The 16,918-nt window shown below is 49.5% G+C and carries 16 protein-coding genes; all 16 read right to left on the bottom strand.

Annotated features, from left to right (window positions below):
• Positions 1–297: 297 nt before the first annotated feature.
• The gene (locus J0X21_RS01235) at positions 298–2,610 is read right to left on the bottom strand and encodes a xanthine dehydrogenase family protein molybdopterin-binding subunit (protein WP_206809086.1); all 2,313 of its coding nucleotides are present in this window, start codon (positions 2,608–2,610) and stop codon (positions 298–300) included.
• Between the two features lie 4 nt (positions 2,611–2,614).
• Positions 2,615–3,097 (bottom strand): (2Fe-2S)-binding protein, encoded by a 483-nt coding sequence (locus J0X21_RS01230; RefSeq protein ID WP_206809077.1) that lies wholly within the window; start codon positions 3,095–3,097, stop codon positions 2,615–2,617.
• Positions 3,094–3,960: an FAD binding domain-containing protein gene (locus tag J0X21_RS01225; RefSeq protein WP_206809074.1), complete on the bottom strand. Its 867-nt coding sequence runs from the start codon at positions 3,958–3,960 to the stop codon at positions 3,094–3,096. The genes J0X21_RS01230 and J0X21_RS01225 overlap by 4 nt, the downstream gene beginning before the upstream one ends.
• A 449-nt stretch (positions 3,961–4,409) precedes the next feature.
• Complete coding sequence (locus J0X21_RS01220; protein ID WP_206809072.1) at positions 4,410–6,155, bottom strand: sigma 54-interacting transcriptional regulator; 1,746 nt, start codon at positions 6,153–6,155, stop codon at positions 4,410–4,412.
• 141 nt (positions 6,156–6,296) lie between these two features.
• On the bottom strand, positions 6,297–6,992 hold the full coding sequence (locus tag J0X21_RS01215; RefSeq protein ID WP_206809056.1) for a hypothetical protein: 696 nt from the start codon (positions 6,990–6,992) through the stop codon (positions 6,297–6,299).
• Positions 6,989–8,545, bottom strand: a complete 1,557-nt coding sequence (locus J0X21_RS01210; RefSeq protein ID WP_206809054.1) for a radical SAM/SPASM domain-containing protein — start codon at positions 8,543–8,545, stop codon at positions 6,989–6,991. The genes J0X21_RS01215 and J0X21_RS01210 overlap by 4 nt, the downstream gene beginning before the upstream one ends.
• 60 nt (positions 8,546–8,605) lie before the next feature.
• A complete protein-coding gene (locus J0X21_RS01205; protein WP_206809052.1) occupies positions 8,606–9,076 on the bottom strand; it encodes a UPF0158 family protein in 471 nt (156 codons plus the stop codon).
• A gap of 214 nt (positions 9,077–9,290) precedes the next feature.
• Positions 9,291–9,503, bottom strand: coding sequence for a hypothetical protein (locus tag J0X21_RS01200; protein WP_206809051.1), 213 nt, complete (start codon positions 9,501–9,503; stop codon positions 9,291–9,293).
• 129 nt (positions 9,504–9,632) lie between these two features.
• Positions 9,633–9,938 carry a hypothetical protein gene (locus J0X21_RS01195; RefSeq protein ID WP_206809050.1) on the bottom strand — a complete coding sequence of 102 codons (306 nt, stop codon included), beginning with the start codon at positions 9,936–9,938 and terminating at the stop codon, positions 9,633–9,635.
• Positions 9,939–10,002: 64 nt separating this feature from the next.
• Entirely contained in the window at positions 10,003–10,182 is a 180-nt protein-coding gene (locus J0X21_RS01190; RefSeq protein ID WP_206809048.1) for a hypothetical protein, read from the bottom strand.
• Between the two features lie 154 nt (positions 10,183–10,336).
• The gene (gene thiS, locus J0X21_RS01185) at positions 10,337–10,534 is read right to left on the bottom strand and encodes a sulfur carrier protein ThiS (protein WP_206809046.1); all 198 of its coding nucleotides are present in this window, start codon (positions 10,532–10,534) and stop codon (positions 10,337–10,339) included.
• Positions 10,535–10,561: 27 nt separating this feature from the next.
• On the bottom strand, positions 10,562–12,718 hold the full coding sequence (locus J0X21_RS01180; protein WP_206809044.1) for an aldehyde ferredoxin oxidoreductase family protein: 2,157 nt from the start codon (positions 12,716–12,718) through the stop codon (positions 10,562–10,564).
• A 61-nt stretch (positions 12,719–12,779) separates the two neighbouring features.
• Positions 12,780–13,676 carry an EamA family transporter gene (locus J0X21_RS01175; RefSeq protein ID WP_236005991.1) on the bottom strand — a complete coding sequence of 299 codons (897 nt, stop codon included), beginning with the start codon at positions 13,674–13,676 and terminating at the stop codon, positions 12,780–12,782.
• Positions 13,677–13,854: 178 nt separating this feature from the next.
• Positions 13,855–14,829, bottom strand: a complete 975-nt coding sequence (locus J0X21_RS01170) for an ornithine cyclodeaminase family protein (protein WP_236006015.1) — start codon at positions 14,827–14,829, stop codon at positions 13,855–13,857.
• Between the two features lie 21 nt (positions 14,830–14,850).
• Positions 14,851–15,567: a FadR/GntR family transcriptional regulator gene (locus J0X21_RS01165; RefSeq protein ID WP_206809039.1), complete on the bottom strand. Its 717-nt coding sequence runs from the start codon at positions 15,565–15,567 to the stop codon at positions 14,851–14,853.
• 92 nt (positions 15,568–15,659) lie between these two features.
• Positions 15,660–16,886, bottom strand: coding sequence for an NAD(P)/FAD-dependent oxidoreductase (locus tag J0X21_RS01160; RefSeq protein WP_206809037.1), 1,227 nt, complete (start codon positions 16,884–16,886; stop codon positions 15,660–15,662).
• Between the last annotated feature and the right edge of the window lie 32 nt (positions 16,887–16,918).

Below are 16,918 nucleotides of genomic sequence, written 5' to 3'. Positions count from 1 at the left end.
GCAAGTGTCAACAAACCGGAGCCAAGGTGTTTCAATTTCCGCCGGTCTGGTACAAAAGTTTACCATCGGCCCCCGGCATGCTCGCGAAAGCTTATTTTCAAGCATAAAGAACATTTGGTACATTAAATTACCAGACGTAAAGAAAATGATGTCATAACAAGTTATACTAATAGGACTCCGAGAAGACATCAAGTGCTCATGCTTTTAGTTCAGGTTCATTACTGTACCAACGAGGAAAGTTGCTGGGGCTAAAAAGGAATGGCCCAAGCTCCCGAAAAAACCTGGGCCGTTTTCCTATCATTCGTTCCCGCTGTTTTCCTTCTCCCTTAAAGCGGCCAACACTTTCTCAGGAGAAAGCGGCAGTTCCTTAATCCTGATTCCGACCGCATCATAGACCGCATTGGCAATGGCCGCGGCGGTCGCGACCAGCCCGGATTCCCCGACACTCTTGGCCCCGAACGGTCCGGTCTCCGCCGACGCTTCCACTAAAATCGTTTCCACCTCAGGCATGTCTAAGGCGGTTAAAATCTTGTAATCCGTAAAGTTAGGATTGAGCGGCTGACCGGTCTCCGGCTGGTAGCGGTATTCTTCCGTGAGCGCATAACCAATTCCCTGCTGGATGGCTCCTTCGATTTGTCCCTCAACCACGGCCGGGTTAATAGCTGTCCCTACATCGTGGGCCGCAACCACTTTGAGCACTTCAATCACCCCGGTCTCCGTGTCCACTTCCACTTCCGCGAACTGGGCGGCATACACCGGAGGATTGCCGGGCGGCTCCTCGCTCACGGCTCCGATAATCTGATGGCCGTGGGTTCCGAAATGCGCTTTATGCGAGACTTCAGCCACCGAAATTACCTGCTCCGGGGCTGTACGCACGCGAACCATCCCTTGGGCCACTTCCAGGTCGCTTGCGGGGACCTCCAATATTTCTGCCGCCATTGCCAAAAGCTTTTCTTTGGCAGCCGCTGCGGCTTTTTTCACGGCGTTGCCGCCGGAGTAAGCCTGGCGGCTGGCATGGCTCCCGATATCAAAGCCTGCGACATCCGTATCCGCCGTTTTGGTAATGAATACATCTTCATAGTTCAGGCCTAATTCCTCGGCTGCGACTTGAGTAAGGGCGGTTCCCGACCCCTGGCCGCAGTCTGAGTTGCTATAAATCAGGTTCGCCTTTCCGTCTTCATTAATTTTAACGACTGCCGCCGAGGTCTCGTGCAGCATCGGCCGCGCCCCGCTCACGTGCATCATGTAGGCCATGCCGACTCCGCGCTTCTTCGTACCGGTACCGGTCACGGCATTTTCTCCGGCTTCCGCAAACCGTTTCTTTCTCTTCTCACCCCAGCCGATGGCCTCCGCGCCGCGCTTAATGCCCTCGTCCAGGCCGCAGCTTTCAATCACCCAATTGCTCCACATCCACACTTCCCCGGCGCAGGGATGGTTCTTAAGCCGGATTGTGAGCGGATCAAGGCCAAGCGCCGCCGCGATGTCATCCACCTGGGACTCTACTGCAAAGACCACCTGGGGATTGCCATACCCGCGGAACGCTCCGCACTGAGTACTGTTGGTATAGACCGAGTAGTTGTCTATCTTTATATTCGGGGATTTGTACATCGCCAGGAACCAGCCTGCCACCGGCCCGGCAAAAGAAGGAGTGTGGGTGGCATAAGCGCCGCCGTCGAGATAAGCCGTCATCTGGCGGGCGGTAAAGGTTCCGTCCTTTTTAACCCCGGTTTTGAGAATCATGGTAAGCGGGTGCCTGGATTCGGTCGCCAGAAAAGACTCTTCCCGTGAATATTTAAGCATCACCGGTTTGCCGGACTTTATGGCGAGCAGTGCCGCAATCGGTTCATTGACCACCCCCAGGCGGCTGCCAAAAGCGCCTCCAACCGGGGGCTTAATAATCCGCACTTGGCTCGTGCTCAGCCCCAAAGCATGGGCGGTAATCCCGCGCACCAAATGGGGCATTTGCGTGGACGTCCAAATGGTAATGCGCCCGTCCATATCCGGAGCAGCCATCGCCACACCGCACGGCTCCATGCTCACTTGATAAACTTTAGGTACATAATACTTATCTTCAAAGACCATATCCGCTTCGGCAAAGCCTTGATCCACGTCCCCGATTACTATCGGCATATGGGCCATGATATTGTTCGGAACATCATGGATTAGAGGTGCTTCATCAGCCATGGCTGCTTCCACATTCATCAGCGCCGGCAGCACCTCATACTCAACCTCAATCATTCCCAGCGCCTGCTCTGCGGTCTTTTCATCGACTGCGGCCACTGCGGCAATTCCGTCCCCGACATAGCGAGCCTTGTCTGTCAGAATATACTGGTCTTCCATGAGGATGGCACCGGGAGACGGAGGAAATCCGGCACTATTCCAAAAAATCTTCGGAACATCCTCGAAAGTAATAACGGCTTTTACCCCGGGAAGACTCCGTGCCTTTGCCGTGTCAATTCTGACAACCCGCGCGTGCGCGTACGGGCTCCGCAAGACTTTGCCCACGAGCATATGGGGCAAGGTCATATCTCCGGTGTAAACAGCCCTTCCGCTGACTTTCTCCCTGGCATCCACTCGGGGGACACGCTGTCCCACTATTGTATAAGCCATTCTCTCACCCCCTCCTTCCTTGGCTCAAGGCCTGGCTCACTGCCAGGACAGCCTCCACGATTTTGACATACCCTGTGCAGCGGCAAAGGTTCCCTGCCAAAGCCTCTCTTATTTCCCTCTCTGTCGGATTTGGTTGGTTGTCTAACAGCGCTTTCGCCGTCATCACAATACCCGGGGTGCAGTACCCGCACTGGACGGCCCCATGCTCAACCAGAGCTTCCTGAATCGGATGAAGCCCCTCCAGCCCTCCTACACCTTCAATCGTCACTATCTCCCGTCCCACAGCGTCCATAACTAAGACCATACAGGAATTCACCGGCTTACCGTCCATAAGCACCGTGCAAGCACCGCATTCCCCGGCTTCACACCCTTTTTTGGTCCCGGTTAGGAGCAAGTCTTCCCGAATCACATCGAGCAGCGTCCTGTCCGCGGAGACAGATACCGGATACATTTCCCCATTCACTTTCAGCTCAATTGCTCTTTTCATATCGTCCCTCCCCAAGCCTGAAGCAAGGCCCGTTTAACCAAGACCCCGGCCATATGTTTACGGTAGTCGTTACCGGCCCGGACATCACTGATTGGACTAGTCATCTCTTGGGCAGCCCTGGCTGCGCGTTCGAACGACACCGGTCCCCCTTCCGCTCCTGCCAGTTGTTCCTCAGCCTGCGTGGCCCTGAACACCGTTGGCCCGACCGCACCAAGGGCAATCCTGGCTTCGGCGATAGCAGCAGAAGCTCTGAGCGGCACCAGGAGTACCGCAGTATTTACCAATGCAATTTCATGACTCTTACGCACTCCATGTTTTAGAAAAGCCCCAACGGTTCCGGCTGCCGGTACGGTTAAGTCAATTCGAGTGATTATTTCTCCGGGAGCAAGCCCGGTCTGACCCGGTCCCTTGAAGAATTCATTGATTGCCATGACCCGTGCCCCATCCGGCCCCAGCAGATTTAACCTGGCTTGGTACACTAAGAGGGCCGGTGCCAAATCCGATGCCGGAGAAGCTGTCCCCAAATTTCCGCCGATGGTCGCTAAATTCCGGATTTGGGGAGTGCCTAACGCCCGGGCCGCTTGCGCTAGGGCCGGGAAATGCCGGTTCACTTCCGGATGTGCTGCCAAGGTGCTCACGGTCGTTAAGGCGCCCACCGACATCACCTGGCCATCGAACTCAATCCCACCTAATTCCGGAATTCGTTTAAGGTTCAAGACTCCATAGTCAGTGAACCCTGTTTTTTTGAGCGTACGCATTAAATCCGTCCCGCCGGCTAAGGAGAATACGTTGCCCTTAAGGCTTTCCAGGAGCCCTATCGCCTCCCAGACAGTTGCCGGTTCGTAATAATTAAAGCTTTGCAAAAAGTCCCCTCCCCACTTCACAGTCTTCATTAGACTAGGCTAACACCACTATCTTCCATCCATATTTATAGTTCCTGTTAGAATCAGCTCCTTTCTTGCCGGGCTTTCCGTGTAATGCTCTTTGCTCTGCAAGTTAAATACCAAGAAAAGATGCATACGGGAATCTCAAAACTTAACTGCATGTTTTACGGGCTGTAAAGACGAAAAACCTGCTTAAGCCGTAAAGCCCAAGCAGGTTTTCTGAACATATACATGATGATATTTTTTGGTATAAGGTTCATAAAGTTACCAAACTAAACCGAAACAGCTGCCGGAAAATTCCGAAATTCACACTTATGTTTGTATGCCATTTTCTGTAGTGGCGTTGGCTAAGCCCTTGCACCCAATGGGCAAATAAGGTACATGCACTGACCAAGATATATCGTTTTGTACCAACATCGAATACCGACCTACGATGATTGTCTTCCTGTTTGGGCCAGCTTATACTTCTGCATCTTGCGGATTACCGTCGGATGGGAAACTCCCAGAATCCGGGCCGCCTGTCTCGTAGTCGGATAGGACTGCATCGTTTTGCGCAAGAGTTCCCGTTCCAGCATTTCGATCGCCCGTTCCAAGGAAATCGGCTCATTCACCTGGATGCTCAAAGAATCCAGGGGTTGGCTCACTTGGAAAGGCAGGTGCTTGGCAGTCAGGATATTCTCTTCATTCACAACAACCAGACGCTCAATCAGATTCTCAAGTTCCCGTACATTCCCGGGCCAGCTATGCCGTTCGAATGCCAAGAGAATCTCGGAATCCAGGCGTTTGTTGCTGCTGTATTTTTGGTTGAACCGTTCCAAAAAGTGCAAAGCCAACGGAACAATATCCTCCGTACGTTCACGCAATGGCGGTATGTTCACCGGCACGACATTCAAGCGGTAAAACAGATCCGCGCGGAACGTTTGCTTAGCGATCATTTCTTCGAGATTGCGATTGGTGGCTGCGATCACCCGTACATTAAACTTCACCGGTTTGGCAGCCCCGATGCGGAACACTTCCTGCTGCTGCAGCACGCGCAATAGCTTGACCTGCATATTCATCGGAAGCTCTCCGATCTCATCCAAAAGGAGGGTGCCCCCCTCACACATCTCGAAGATTCCTTTTTTGCCGCCGCTGCGCGCACCGGTAAAAGCCCCGTCTTCATACCCGAAGAGTTCTGATTCCAGGAGATTTTCCGGAATCGCACCGCAGTTTATCTGGAGAAAGGGTCCCTGGACCCGCGAACTGAGCTTATGAATCAACCTGGCCGCATTCTCTTTACCCACACCCGATTCCCCGGTAATGAGGACGTGAGAGTTAACCCCCGCCACTCTGCCGATAAGCTTAAAGACCTTGTCCATGGCCGCGCTGCGGAAGACAAATTCTTCGTGATCCAAAAGCTGCGCCCGTAACTCCTGAAGCTCATTGGCATAACGCTGGTTCTGCTTTTGGGCGTTGTCGACCTGTTCTTTCAACAGATTCAGCTCGGTCATGTCCCGGATGTTGCAGACCACCCGGATCACTTCTCCCTGTTCATCGAATACCGGACTCCCGGTAATGAGAATCTCCTTTCCGGTTTTAATCCGCTGCTTGATCGTTACTGTCTTTTTCTGATTGATTACGAGCAAGGCCACCGCCTGGGAGACAGTTCCGTCTTCCTGAAGCTCCCGCACATTCCGCCCGACTCCGTTGTCATCCTTGGACAAGCCGGTGATGCGCTCGTAACTGGTATTGACCCGCAGCAGAGTCCCGTCCCCGGCAATAATGCCAATACCGTCATAAAACGATTCTAGAATGGCTTCAAGCTCATGGTTCAACTCTTTTATTTGCCCCAGCTCCGAAGCCAAAGATTCCAGCTCGGATACATCCTGAAACACCGCAATGGCACCTACAATTCGGCCATCGCGGATGATAGGAGTGCGGTTCGTGACAATGGTCAAATCATTATCCAGGCGTTTCTTTTGTCCAAACTCGGCTTTCCCGCTCTGCAGGATTGCAGGCAGGCCTGAAGTCGGAAGCACTTCCCGTATATTGCGCCCCATGACCTCAGCGGCCGCTACACCCAGCATCCGCTCCGCCGGTTTGTTGCAGATTATCACCCTTTCCTGTTCATCAATGGCCAGAATCCCGTTGTGTACAGCATCAAAAGCTTCACCCAGTTCAACCAACAAAGGCACCCTGTACACACCCCCCTTAATATTAAGCAAGTATCTTGTCATATTATTGTACTCGCCCAAGGGTTAAGTGTCAGTATTTTCCACTTGAATGGCTGAGTTTGGCGGGTGAATGGAAACTTGGATCATCTCCAAAGATGTTCCCTAAATTATTTCAAGCAGATTTGAGAATTGCTCTATGATTTTCTTTCCGTGAGGCCTTTCAGGCGGAATAGGTGGCATATCCTCGTTTTCTTCATCGTCTTCAAATACAAAACCGTATTTTTCCCACACCGCATATAAAGACCGGTAATCACCCTGCATTAATTGTTCCCTTAGTTGAACTAACAGGTTAAGCAATCCATCGTCTGATGTGAAAGAACCCCCGGTTTCCTCATCCTCTTCATCATCCTCTTGGTAATAACCATAGTCATCATAATCGGCATACGGACCATTAAAATAAGAAGCATCTAAGCGGCAATTAATCACAACAATTGCCCGTCCACCCCGTTTAAGTACTTCTATCCCACAATCTTCCCCTCCGTCCAGTTCATAATCCATTAACTCAGATACCTGTTCTTGCGAACAATTGAAGGCCATGGCCAGCGTCCACCAATCATAAGACTCACTGTACATCACATCATAATACTTCTCCATGAGCGCCTCCCAGCCGCCTGGAATATCATAGCCATCCGCATGATAAATAAAGCTTACTTCTCTGGCAGTCGGATTGGCTCGGCTGGATAAGGAAGCGACCGCTTGCCTTTCCTTTTTGCCGAGTGCTTTATCCACTGCGAGAAATTCATAAGAAGTGGAACTATGGTCTGAGGTGAAACCTTTCTTGACGCTGATAATTTTCAAAATTGTTCCCTCCTTGCATCACTTTTTTTAAGCAGCCATTTAGGATAGCCATAGCCGTTTTCTTCATCCAGCCATTCCTTAATTTGATCATAGGAGGCATACGGAAATCCCCCGTCCGTAAAGCCGATGCTCTCCTGAATATCCAGAATGATGTCAGAAAGCTCATACTGATCATATTTTCTTTGCTTCCCAGGTGCCAGGATTGGTTCTGGGCAGCCCGGATCAGGTCCCAGGGCATCTTCAGCAAACACCCTGCACCCTCCGCAATGGGTTTTGGCCGTACATTGCCCACATTGGCCGGATTTGAAACGCTTTTGAGTTCGAAATCTCCGATACCTATGCAAAACCTCACTGTTCAGCCAAACGCTTTGGAAGTTATCATTCAATATATTGCCCCCTGAGAAATCTTGACCAACCAATTGAGAACAGGGATAAATTGAGCCGTCCGGAGCTATGGACAAGATTCTATCTGCAGCAGTGCATCCCCTGATCCCATGAGACAGGGCTGTTTCGGAAGGCAGATTTCTTTCCAGAAAAGCCAGCCCGCAGTCCAACCTAAATTGGATATCCGCATAATCATTTGCAGTTTTTAACAGCTTCCGTTCAAATTCCAAAAGAGTGTACCCCTCTGGTTTTTCCTTCCCCCACCGTTTCAGATTCCCAGGCGGTTTATACCGCAGCAAGGTTATCCTCTTAAATCCTGCACTTGCTAACGATTCAATGATGTGTTCAAATTCGTCAAGAGTAGAGTTAGAAAAAATTAAATTGGCACCAAGATCAAGACCAAAGTTACCGGTCATGTCTATGAGATGGAGCAACTTTTCCTTTTCATACTCCGGATGCTTTAATAATTCATCCTGCTTAATTCCGACCTGCAGGTTCTGAATATATTGTGCCAGTTCTCTCAGGGCACCGGGCTCAGGCTGATACCTGCCTGTTGTTATATGAACAACCAGCTTCCTTTCATGAGCCCTGGCCACAAGGGGAATAATATCCTCCCTCAGCAAGGGTTCTCCTCCGCCTATGGCCAGTTGAAAAACTCCGGCGTCAGCAATTCTGTCGATGATGGTGAAAGCCTCTTTGGTATCAAGTTCAGACGTAAAATCAGCTTGATGTCGTCGTATGTAGCAGTCCGGACAATCCAAATCGCACTGAAAGGTAACTGCCCAATGCACTGTTTCCGGTGCACTGAGAAACTGGGTTGTAGGCCACATCATTTTGGTCTGATCCTTAAGGCTAAAGCCAGCGTTGAAATTTTGATGAAGAAGGCCGTTCGGCATCACGACCAGGATTTGCAACGCCAGTAATTTTTCGATTATCCGGACAACCGTTCTTTGGTTGATGTGCTTAGCATACACGTCAAGCCAAAGCCGGTCGAGATCGTTAATGTTTACTACGCCCATGGTCTTGATCAATTCTAGCAACAAATAGGCGCCCTTATCAACATCCAGCATGGTTCCTGTCCGAGTATCAAAAAGGATGCCTCCAAAATATTCCTTTCTAAAGCGAACGCTGTCTGAAAGGCTTACATAGGGCGATTTCACCTCTGTCACGGAGTGGTACCCCCTAAAGATTCATTAGTATAAAAAGAGCGAAGCTCTCACCTCGAACAATTACTTATACTGAATGTTATTGAATTCACACCAGTCACGAGCAATTTCGCATAATGCCTCATCTTTATAAGCATACCATTGATTCTCTAGGCCAAACTGATCAACTAAATCTTTGAATCGGCGGAACGCTCCTCTGCCGGCGATGGCATTGCACAATTTATTTCTTAGTTTGTCATCTTCCTGGGAGTAACAGAAGTTCTCCATAATCTCATATTCATTAACTTCTCTTTTATCAGGAAGTTCAACAAAGTCGTCCCAATTTTCTAAGACCATGACCGCATCGCGAATGGAATCCTGCTCCCAGTCCTTATACTCACTAAAATCATCATCGTCTTCTGAATCCTCAGCGATACTTAAATACTCCGTTTGAATTTCGACGATCTCGCCCGTCTTTATGTTCAAATAATAGCGCCAATCATCCATGAGACAATCCAGCCTGTCGGCAATTTCTTTCAAGCTGATGGGATTCATATCCTAATCATCCTTTCGGCAATATTCAATAATATTCACTACACTAATTTTGCATCCTATCATTTCAGGTACATCCTCATAATAGCGCGGATAACCAGGACAAGCAAGGAAAGTATGTATATCTTGCTACCGGCACAAAAACAAAAACACCCTCAGAATCATGTGACTTCCCAAGGGTGTGTGGAATGTAAATGTTCCCCTTCGTAAAGTAAAACTAGTTTCTTTTTGCCTCTGCTTGCTTAACAATTGTCTCAATATCTAATCCATCTAGCCATTCTTGCCGTTCTCTGGTATAGTCGCCGTAGCCCGAGTCAAATTGTCTTATGAATTCTACCATTCCTATCGGACCAAGTTTTTCAATTAAAGCCTCAATGCCCATTCGACGTATTGTTCCTAAATCTCTAATAGCACTATTTACTTTATCCATTTTCATCTGCCTCCATAAACCAATTTAAGGGATTTGCCGTTTTCACTTTCAAGTCTAAACGTTGAGCTAAATGTAGCAAAATTTTATCAGTAGTGAGGAATATGTCTGTGTTTGAAAATTCTGCTGACGCTAGATGTAAACTATCAAACGGTTTAATGCCAACTTTTTGGATTTCCATCGCTCGCTAATTATTTTATCATTTAGGATTATCTTTTCGCATGCTAATTTATAAAGTTCATAGACCTTACTCTTTTTCCATAAATCTGGCGTTTTTTCTATCTCAATATCAAGCACTTCACTTGATACTAATTTCCATTCACCTGTAATACATCTTTTTAAGATGGCTAATATTGCGTCTGTTTCAATTCGGATTTTATCCTGTGTCTGATCGTCAAACGGCCTATTAAGACAACATACGTCCATATAGATTCTCAATGGACACCACCACCCCTAAACCTCTTTAGAACCCATTCTAACACAGCCAATTCTCATTGGGGTCTCATTCCATCATTAACCTCTTTTTTACCTCTTCATGGGAAATGAGATTTCCATCTTCAGCTGCTGTTAGTGATGCCGCAATTTTTTTCTTTATATAGAATTGATACATTAAATCATCCCAGGTTGCCTGTTCTGGCAGGTTATCAATTATTTTTCTTGCTTCATCTTTAACCATCCCCATTTATAAGACACTTCGTTTCTGATAATTCTTATACCTAATTATACCACATAATTACCCAAACGCATTTAAATTCAGATCCTAGAATAACCTAATCCCGCAGACACAAAAATGCATGTCCCCCAATTAGGAAACATGCACATATCTTCCGAGAATCTCACCCTCCGCTGATAAGATGGATCGCCTTGACATCGTCCCCGTCTCTCACAACCGTTGTTCCATACTCTTCCCGGGAAACAGCTTTTCCGTTAATGGCAACAGCCATTAACGGAAAAGTAAATCTCATCTGATCCAGAAGCTCTTGAACGGTTAACTCTTTATCCAATGGATATTCCTTGCCATTGACCTTAATCATATCTTCCTCCCGGCCCAACAATGTTCTTTACGCGTGCTTCTGTACCAGCTCCACCACATCCGGGAAATCTATCCCCAAGCGTTTCAGGGTATCTACCGTAGGAATGCCGTTCTCATTCCAGCCTCTGCGCTTATAGACTGCGTCACAGAGCTTCTGGTACTGCTCTTCCCTGTACTCCCGCAGAAGCCGCATTTTTTCTTCCGTGCTTTTGCCCTCAGGATCAATATTTAAGATGTTCTTCAGCTGCCCGTCATAGCGCTCTTGCCGGGATTCGTATTCTTCCACGGTGACTGGCCCAACTGCCCGGTAAGGGAGTTGATCGTATTCCCGGGTGCCAAAGCCCATCCTTAAGTTGAACACCCGGTGGAAGTTATACACGATTTCCGACTGCCCAATGAGTCCGTCTTCATTAATATTCGAGCCGGTGACCGCATTATAGATGTCTACATAGTTTTGTACGTGTTCCGGCACTTTATTAGGTTCGGCGGTGAGATGATTGTCGGCCGGGACGATGTCATTCCAGGGAAGTTTGCATAAGCCGTTGAGGCTGAACCAGGTCCGAAGCATCGGAAAATAGAAAAGTGCTTCGGCTTTGTCTTCAAAGGTGGGGATTTGGTTGTTGACCATGTCCATGAAGATGAGCCAGGCCTCATCGTGTTGCGGGCCTTTGTTGGTAAGCCCGTAACCCCCTTGCTGGGCCAAGGACTCTTTGGTGACATATTCCGAGAATTCGAGGCCTTTGACTTCCATGCCGATGTCTTGCAGGAATTTGGGATCTGCCCCGTATTTTTCGGCAAAGTACTGTTTCATGCGGCGAATGCCGAGCCCGGCAATGGTCCCGAAGCCTTCTCCCCTGGCCATCTGGTGTAAGAGTTCCAGGGCAGCTTCGGCATTGCCGAAGTTCAGTTCTAAACCACCGGTTATCTCTTTGTTTAAGACGCCGCTTTCATAGCACTCCATGACAAAGGCGGTCAGGGTGCCGAAGGAAATGGTGTCCACGCCGTAGGCATCGCAGTAGTAATTGGCTTCAATGACGTACTCGGGATCAAAAACTCCGATGACACTGCCGGCGGCGGAAATGGTCTCATATTCCGGCCCGTCAACCAATACTTCTTTCCCTTTGTGGGGTCCGGTTTTGAGTTTGAAGGAATTGATCACTTTGGCACAGGAGAGACTGCACCCATACCAGCATTCGTCATGCCCGTTTAGGTTAAAGTATTTGGCTAAGAGCACTTCATGCGTGATATTTTTGGCTTCCGGGTCGGAGCCAAAACGGTAATTGCGCACCGGGAGCAGGTCATAGTCGTTCATGATCTTGGCGATGTGGGTGGTGCCGACAGTACGCATGCCGCACTGGGAACTGTCCAAGGCCATGATTTCTTTGTGCATTTTCCGGCCGACTTTGTGCAGGGTTGAGATGTCGGCCGGGTTGTTCAAATCCCCTTTTACTTTGGGACTGCGGATGACCAATGCTTTGATCTTTTTATCCCTAAAGACGGTGCCTAAGCCCCCGCGCCCGGCTTGCTTCAGGCGAATGGCTTTCCGGCGGGGATCCCAAAAGGAGAAGTTTAAGAGCCCGATTAAGGTGTGATCCGCGGCTTCCCCAGCGGCGACCACCGAGATATTCACTTTGTCCGCTTCATTTTCGGCATACATTTCCGTTAATTGTTCGGACAAGATGTCGGCGTTTAATTCCTCTAAGGGAGCTTCTTCAATGGTGACGATTCCTTTGGTACCCTCGATATAGACGATGACATCCCGCTCGGCTTTCCCTTGGATTTCAAGGGCGTCCCAGCCGGAGAATTTCAAGAAAGGGCCGAAATAGCCGCCGACGTTGCTGTCCATGGCGGACTGGGTTAAGGGAGAGAGTCCGACGACATAGGATTTGCCGGCACCGGGGTACTGGGTAATTCCGCCAATCGGCCCTGGTGCGATGATGAGTTCATTTTCAGGATCATCCCACTTGGAATTATCCTTAATAGCGTCCCACAGGAGTTTAAGGCCAAAGCCCCGGCCCCCGATAAACTTTTGTTTCATCTCCGCGCTCACCGGTTTTTCGGCAAAGGTTTTGGTCGAGAGATTGACATAGAGGGTGCGGTTCGCGTATCCCTTTTCCAGCACTCCAAGTTGATAGTTGAAGGTTCCCAGCACTTTGTGCGAATTCTTCAGTTCTGCTACATTCATCTTTCCATTCCCTCCAGTCCGGACATTTTTATGCCCTTTTGATTTTTTCTGCCTCTTACTATTACGGTATAGGTTTCTCAGATACAGGCACTGGAACCGGCACCCAGGCCACGATCATACTACCTAAAAGAACCAAAGCTCCTCCCACCAGCTGGGTAAGAGTAAGGCGCTCTCCCAGAAACAAATACGCCAGTATCCCGGTCATTACAGGTTCCAGCATGCTTAAAATCGAAGCGGTCGAAGCCCCTACAAGCTGCAACCCTTTATAAAAACTAAACATCGCAATAATCGTAGAAAAGAAGGTGATTCCGGCAATCCCCAGCCAGGTGGTTGCTGAAAGCTGCCACGTAAGCCCGGTGGCCAAGGACGCAATTCCCATACTCACAGCGGCCCCCGTTGTCATCCCGGCTGTACTGAGCAAAGGATCAGAGACCCGAAGCACCCGATTGCCGATCATCACGTTCAAAGCATGAACCACTGCTGAACTGAAGGCAATCAAAGCACCCATGAGATTGACCCCGCCAAAGTTCAGCCCGATCACCAGAATTAAACCCAAACTGGAACTGCCAAGCCCCAGGAGCTTTAATCCGGAAGCAATTTCCTGGCGGGTGGCGATCGCAATCACTGTGACCATCAGGGGAAAGGTATAGAAAATGAGAGAAGCGATGGAAGCCGGAATATAATGAACAGACCCTAATAAAAGCGCTGCCATGCTCGCATATCCCATTCCGCCCATCCCCAGAAGTACGAGCCAAATTTTCAGGCCGAGTCTGGGCCTGCCGCTTTTCCACCAGGTCAAGCTCCAGAACACGACGGCCGCCAGGGTGAAGCGAATAAACAAGACGGTGAAAACACTGGCTCCGCCTGCAAACACGACTTTGCCAAAGATCGGATAGACACAAAAGCCCAAGGTGGAGATGATGATTGCCATAACCCCCGCCCTTTTTCCCTGCTGCAACTTAACCACCTCCAGGCAGGGAGCAGATTGAACGAGACTTCATTCAGAGGGGGATTCAACCCCCACTGAATGTTAGTCGAGTCCATACTGGACTTAACCGCCCTTTGGCACCCGCCGCCTATAGGGGCGGGGGACTTAGGGCGGGTTAGTTCAGTGTTACATCTCCATTCACACGAGATTACACCGGTAAAACCCGGCCCAAACCTTTCTTTAAGGCTTGCTCATAAACCTGGGACGCGGCGGCAATATCTTCCAGAGACAGCCCTAAATTGACGGCGATAAGGCGTTCCGTATCATTGAGGCGGGCGGAAATCTTGCCGGCCACCAAATCGGCCAACTCCCCGTAAACCGGCGGAACGGCGCTGAAATAACCCAAGGGGCGGTGGCTGTCAAATTGGGCCACATCATCCACATAAATTCTCGCGGCCGCTTCGAAAGCACTCTTCTTCCAATAAGAATCATAATCTATGGGAGCCCCAAAACACCCTTCCTTTAACCAGGAGCCTTCAATCACCGGATTCGGGTTGGAAAGGATGGGGCCGGCGGTCACGATAATATCGCTGTCCCTGACGGCGGCTTCCGGAGAAGCTGTGGTCTCTACCCTAACCTTAAACTTCTCTCCCATTTCAGCGGCATATCGGGCTGCTGCCTCAGAAATCACATCATAGGCTTTGACCAGTTGAATCCCCGGATAGACGGCCAGCACCGCCTCCAATTGCGTCCGGGCCTGAACCCCGCACCCAAGAATGGCCACAGTCTGGCTATCCTTGCGGGCCAGATACTTGGCAGACAACCCGGTCACCGCACCCGTTCGGATTGCGGTTATGATTCCCGCCTCCATGATCGCTATTGGAATACCGGTCTGAGGGTCATTCAGAACAATCAGCCCGGACAGGTAGGGCAAGCCTTTCTCTTTGTTGCCCGGATAAGCGCTGATCCACTTGATTCCGGCAGCCTTGTTAGGGAAGCTGCACGGCATGGCATTGATAAAGTCGTCATCCCGTTTGGGATGCAGCTCCGTCTTGTGCAGCGCGTCTACTTTTCCGTTAGCTTTTTCCAGAAATGCCTCTTCCAACAGGCGGATGGTCTCGGCCATTCCGATATTAAGCGATGCAACATCCTCCCTTGACAAATAGAGCAACTCTTTGCCCATGTTCACAAGCCTTCTCCTCCTTTACTCCTCCATGCCCTGAAGCTTTTTTAATCTTTCAATGGTTGTCTCCAGATGGCGGGCGACAGCTGCCGCCGCCGTTTCAGGGTCACCGGCTTTAATGGCTTCATAAGTTTCCCGATGCTGGCGCGTCCACATATCCCGGTCTTCACAGAGCTCCACCAATTTCTTGCGGCTGGGTCCATAGTATTCCTTCATCAGGCCCATGAGCACGGTCATGAGATTTAAAAGCACCGGGTTATGGCTGGCACGAACAGTGCTGAAATGGAACAGACTGTCTGATTCATCCGTGTTCCGGCCTTCGTTTACGTCATTTTCCATATCTCTTAAAAACTCATGCATTTCATAGAGATCCGTGCGCTCGGCCCGTTCCGCGGCCAGGCGGGCAGCACCGGTTTCTAAAACCAGCCGGGCTTCAAGCAAATCGAAAATATTGTCAATTTCTTTAAGCATCACTGAAGCTAAAGGATTAATTAAATCATCCATTTTGACTTCTTTGACATAGGCCCCGCTCCCAGGGATGATTTCCAGAAGCCCTAGGGATACCAAGGATGTTAACGCTTCCCGCACCGCAGACCGGCTAACTCCTAATTTTTCCGCAAGCTGCCTTTCCGGAAGCAGTTGATCCCCAGGGGCTAAAGTGCCTTCTATGATTAGCTTTCGGATTTGTTCAACCACATCTTCGTAAAGCTTGGTGCGTTTTTTACGCGTTAGATCCATTAGCGCTCACCCCTTGAAAAAAGTGTTCCTCAAAAAATACTTTCTTCGTTATTACCCTATATTCCTTGTAATCCGTCTAACTTTATCTTCTTCTAATAAACTTCTTTCTCCAGGAGCAGCTCATTTTTGGCAAAGCGTTCAATTGAAAACGGGGTTAAATCAAGGGTTTCGTACCGGCCCAAGCGAATCAGTTCGGACAAGCCTTTCCCCGCCGCCGGGGCTTGCTGGAAACCATGCCCGCTAAATCCGGTGAGCACATAATACCCTTTCACTCCCGGGTAGGCCCCAATAATCCCATTATGGTCGATATAGTTGTATTCATAGAGGCCGGCCCACCCCTGTTCCAGCTTCAAGCGCTCAAACTTGGGAGAACGCTCCGCCAGCAAGGGCCAGACTTCATTGGTAAAAAATGATTTATCTAAGTGGAAATTATAATGATAGCTAAGCTGACCGTCTCTGTCGAAAAGGTTGGATCCTTCCCGTGAGCTGGTAATAATTTTTTGCCCTTCTGATTGAAAATAAGTGGCTTTGATGGTATCAAAGACAAAGGGAATATCCCGGTCAAACGGTTCCGCCAAGTCCACACAATACACCTGCTTCTTAAGCGGCACCACCGGTATATCCAGTCCGGCGGTTTTGCTTAATTCTCCGGACCAGGCTCCGGCAGCATTGACCACGATCGGAGCGTGATACTCTTCTCCGCTTTCTAATTTAACCCCGGTCATGGCCTGGCCGTCGGTCAGGATGGCTTGAACCTTCTCATAGATATACTCTACTCCCAGTCGTTTGGCGTGTCTTACATACCATTGAAGCACCGTATTCGGGTCGATGTTTCCGCCTTTGACATCGAAGATGCCTCCGGCCAGGTCATCCACAACCAGCTCGGGCACAAACGCTTTGACTTCTTCCGGAGTCATGAGCTGAATCTCACACCCCAGGCTATGCTGCAATTTCATATTTTCCTTAAGCATGGCCAGCCCGTCCTGATCAGCCAAATACAGATAGCCGTGCTGGTTAAAATCAATGACGGCCGCTTCCCCATCCATGGCCATATCCTGTTCAAACCGCTCATACAGCTTAACACTCAGTTGGGATAGCCGGATATTTCCTTCAATGCTGAAGGTATGGCGCACCCCGCCATAGCTGCGTGGGGTAGAAGAAAATTCATACATCCGGTCCTTTTCAAAAACAGCAATGCTGCCGGTATATCCATCTCTCCGTAAATTGTAGGCCAAGCTGGAGGCCATAATCCCGCCGCCAGCGATAATCAGATCATATTTCTTAGTCACTTGTTGCTCTATACCTCCGATCTTTTCCACTTTCCTTACAGGTATAACGTATGTTACTTGCT

This window comes from Paradesulfitobacterium ferrireducens (assembly GCF_017310645.1).
Taxonomy (GTDB): Bacteria; Bacillota; Desulfitobacteriia; order Desulfitobacteriales; family Desulfitobacteriaceae; genus Paradesulfitobacterium; species Paradesulfitobacterium ferrireducens.
This window is presented reverse-complemented; position numbering and strand designations above follow the sequence as displayed.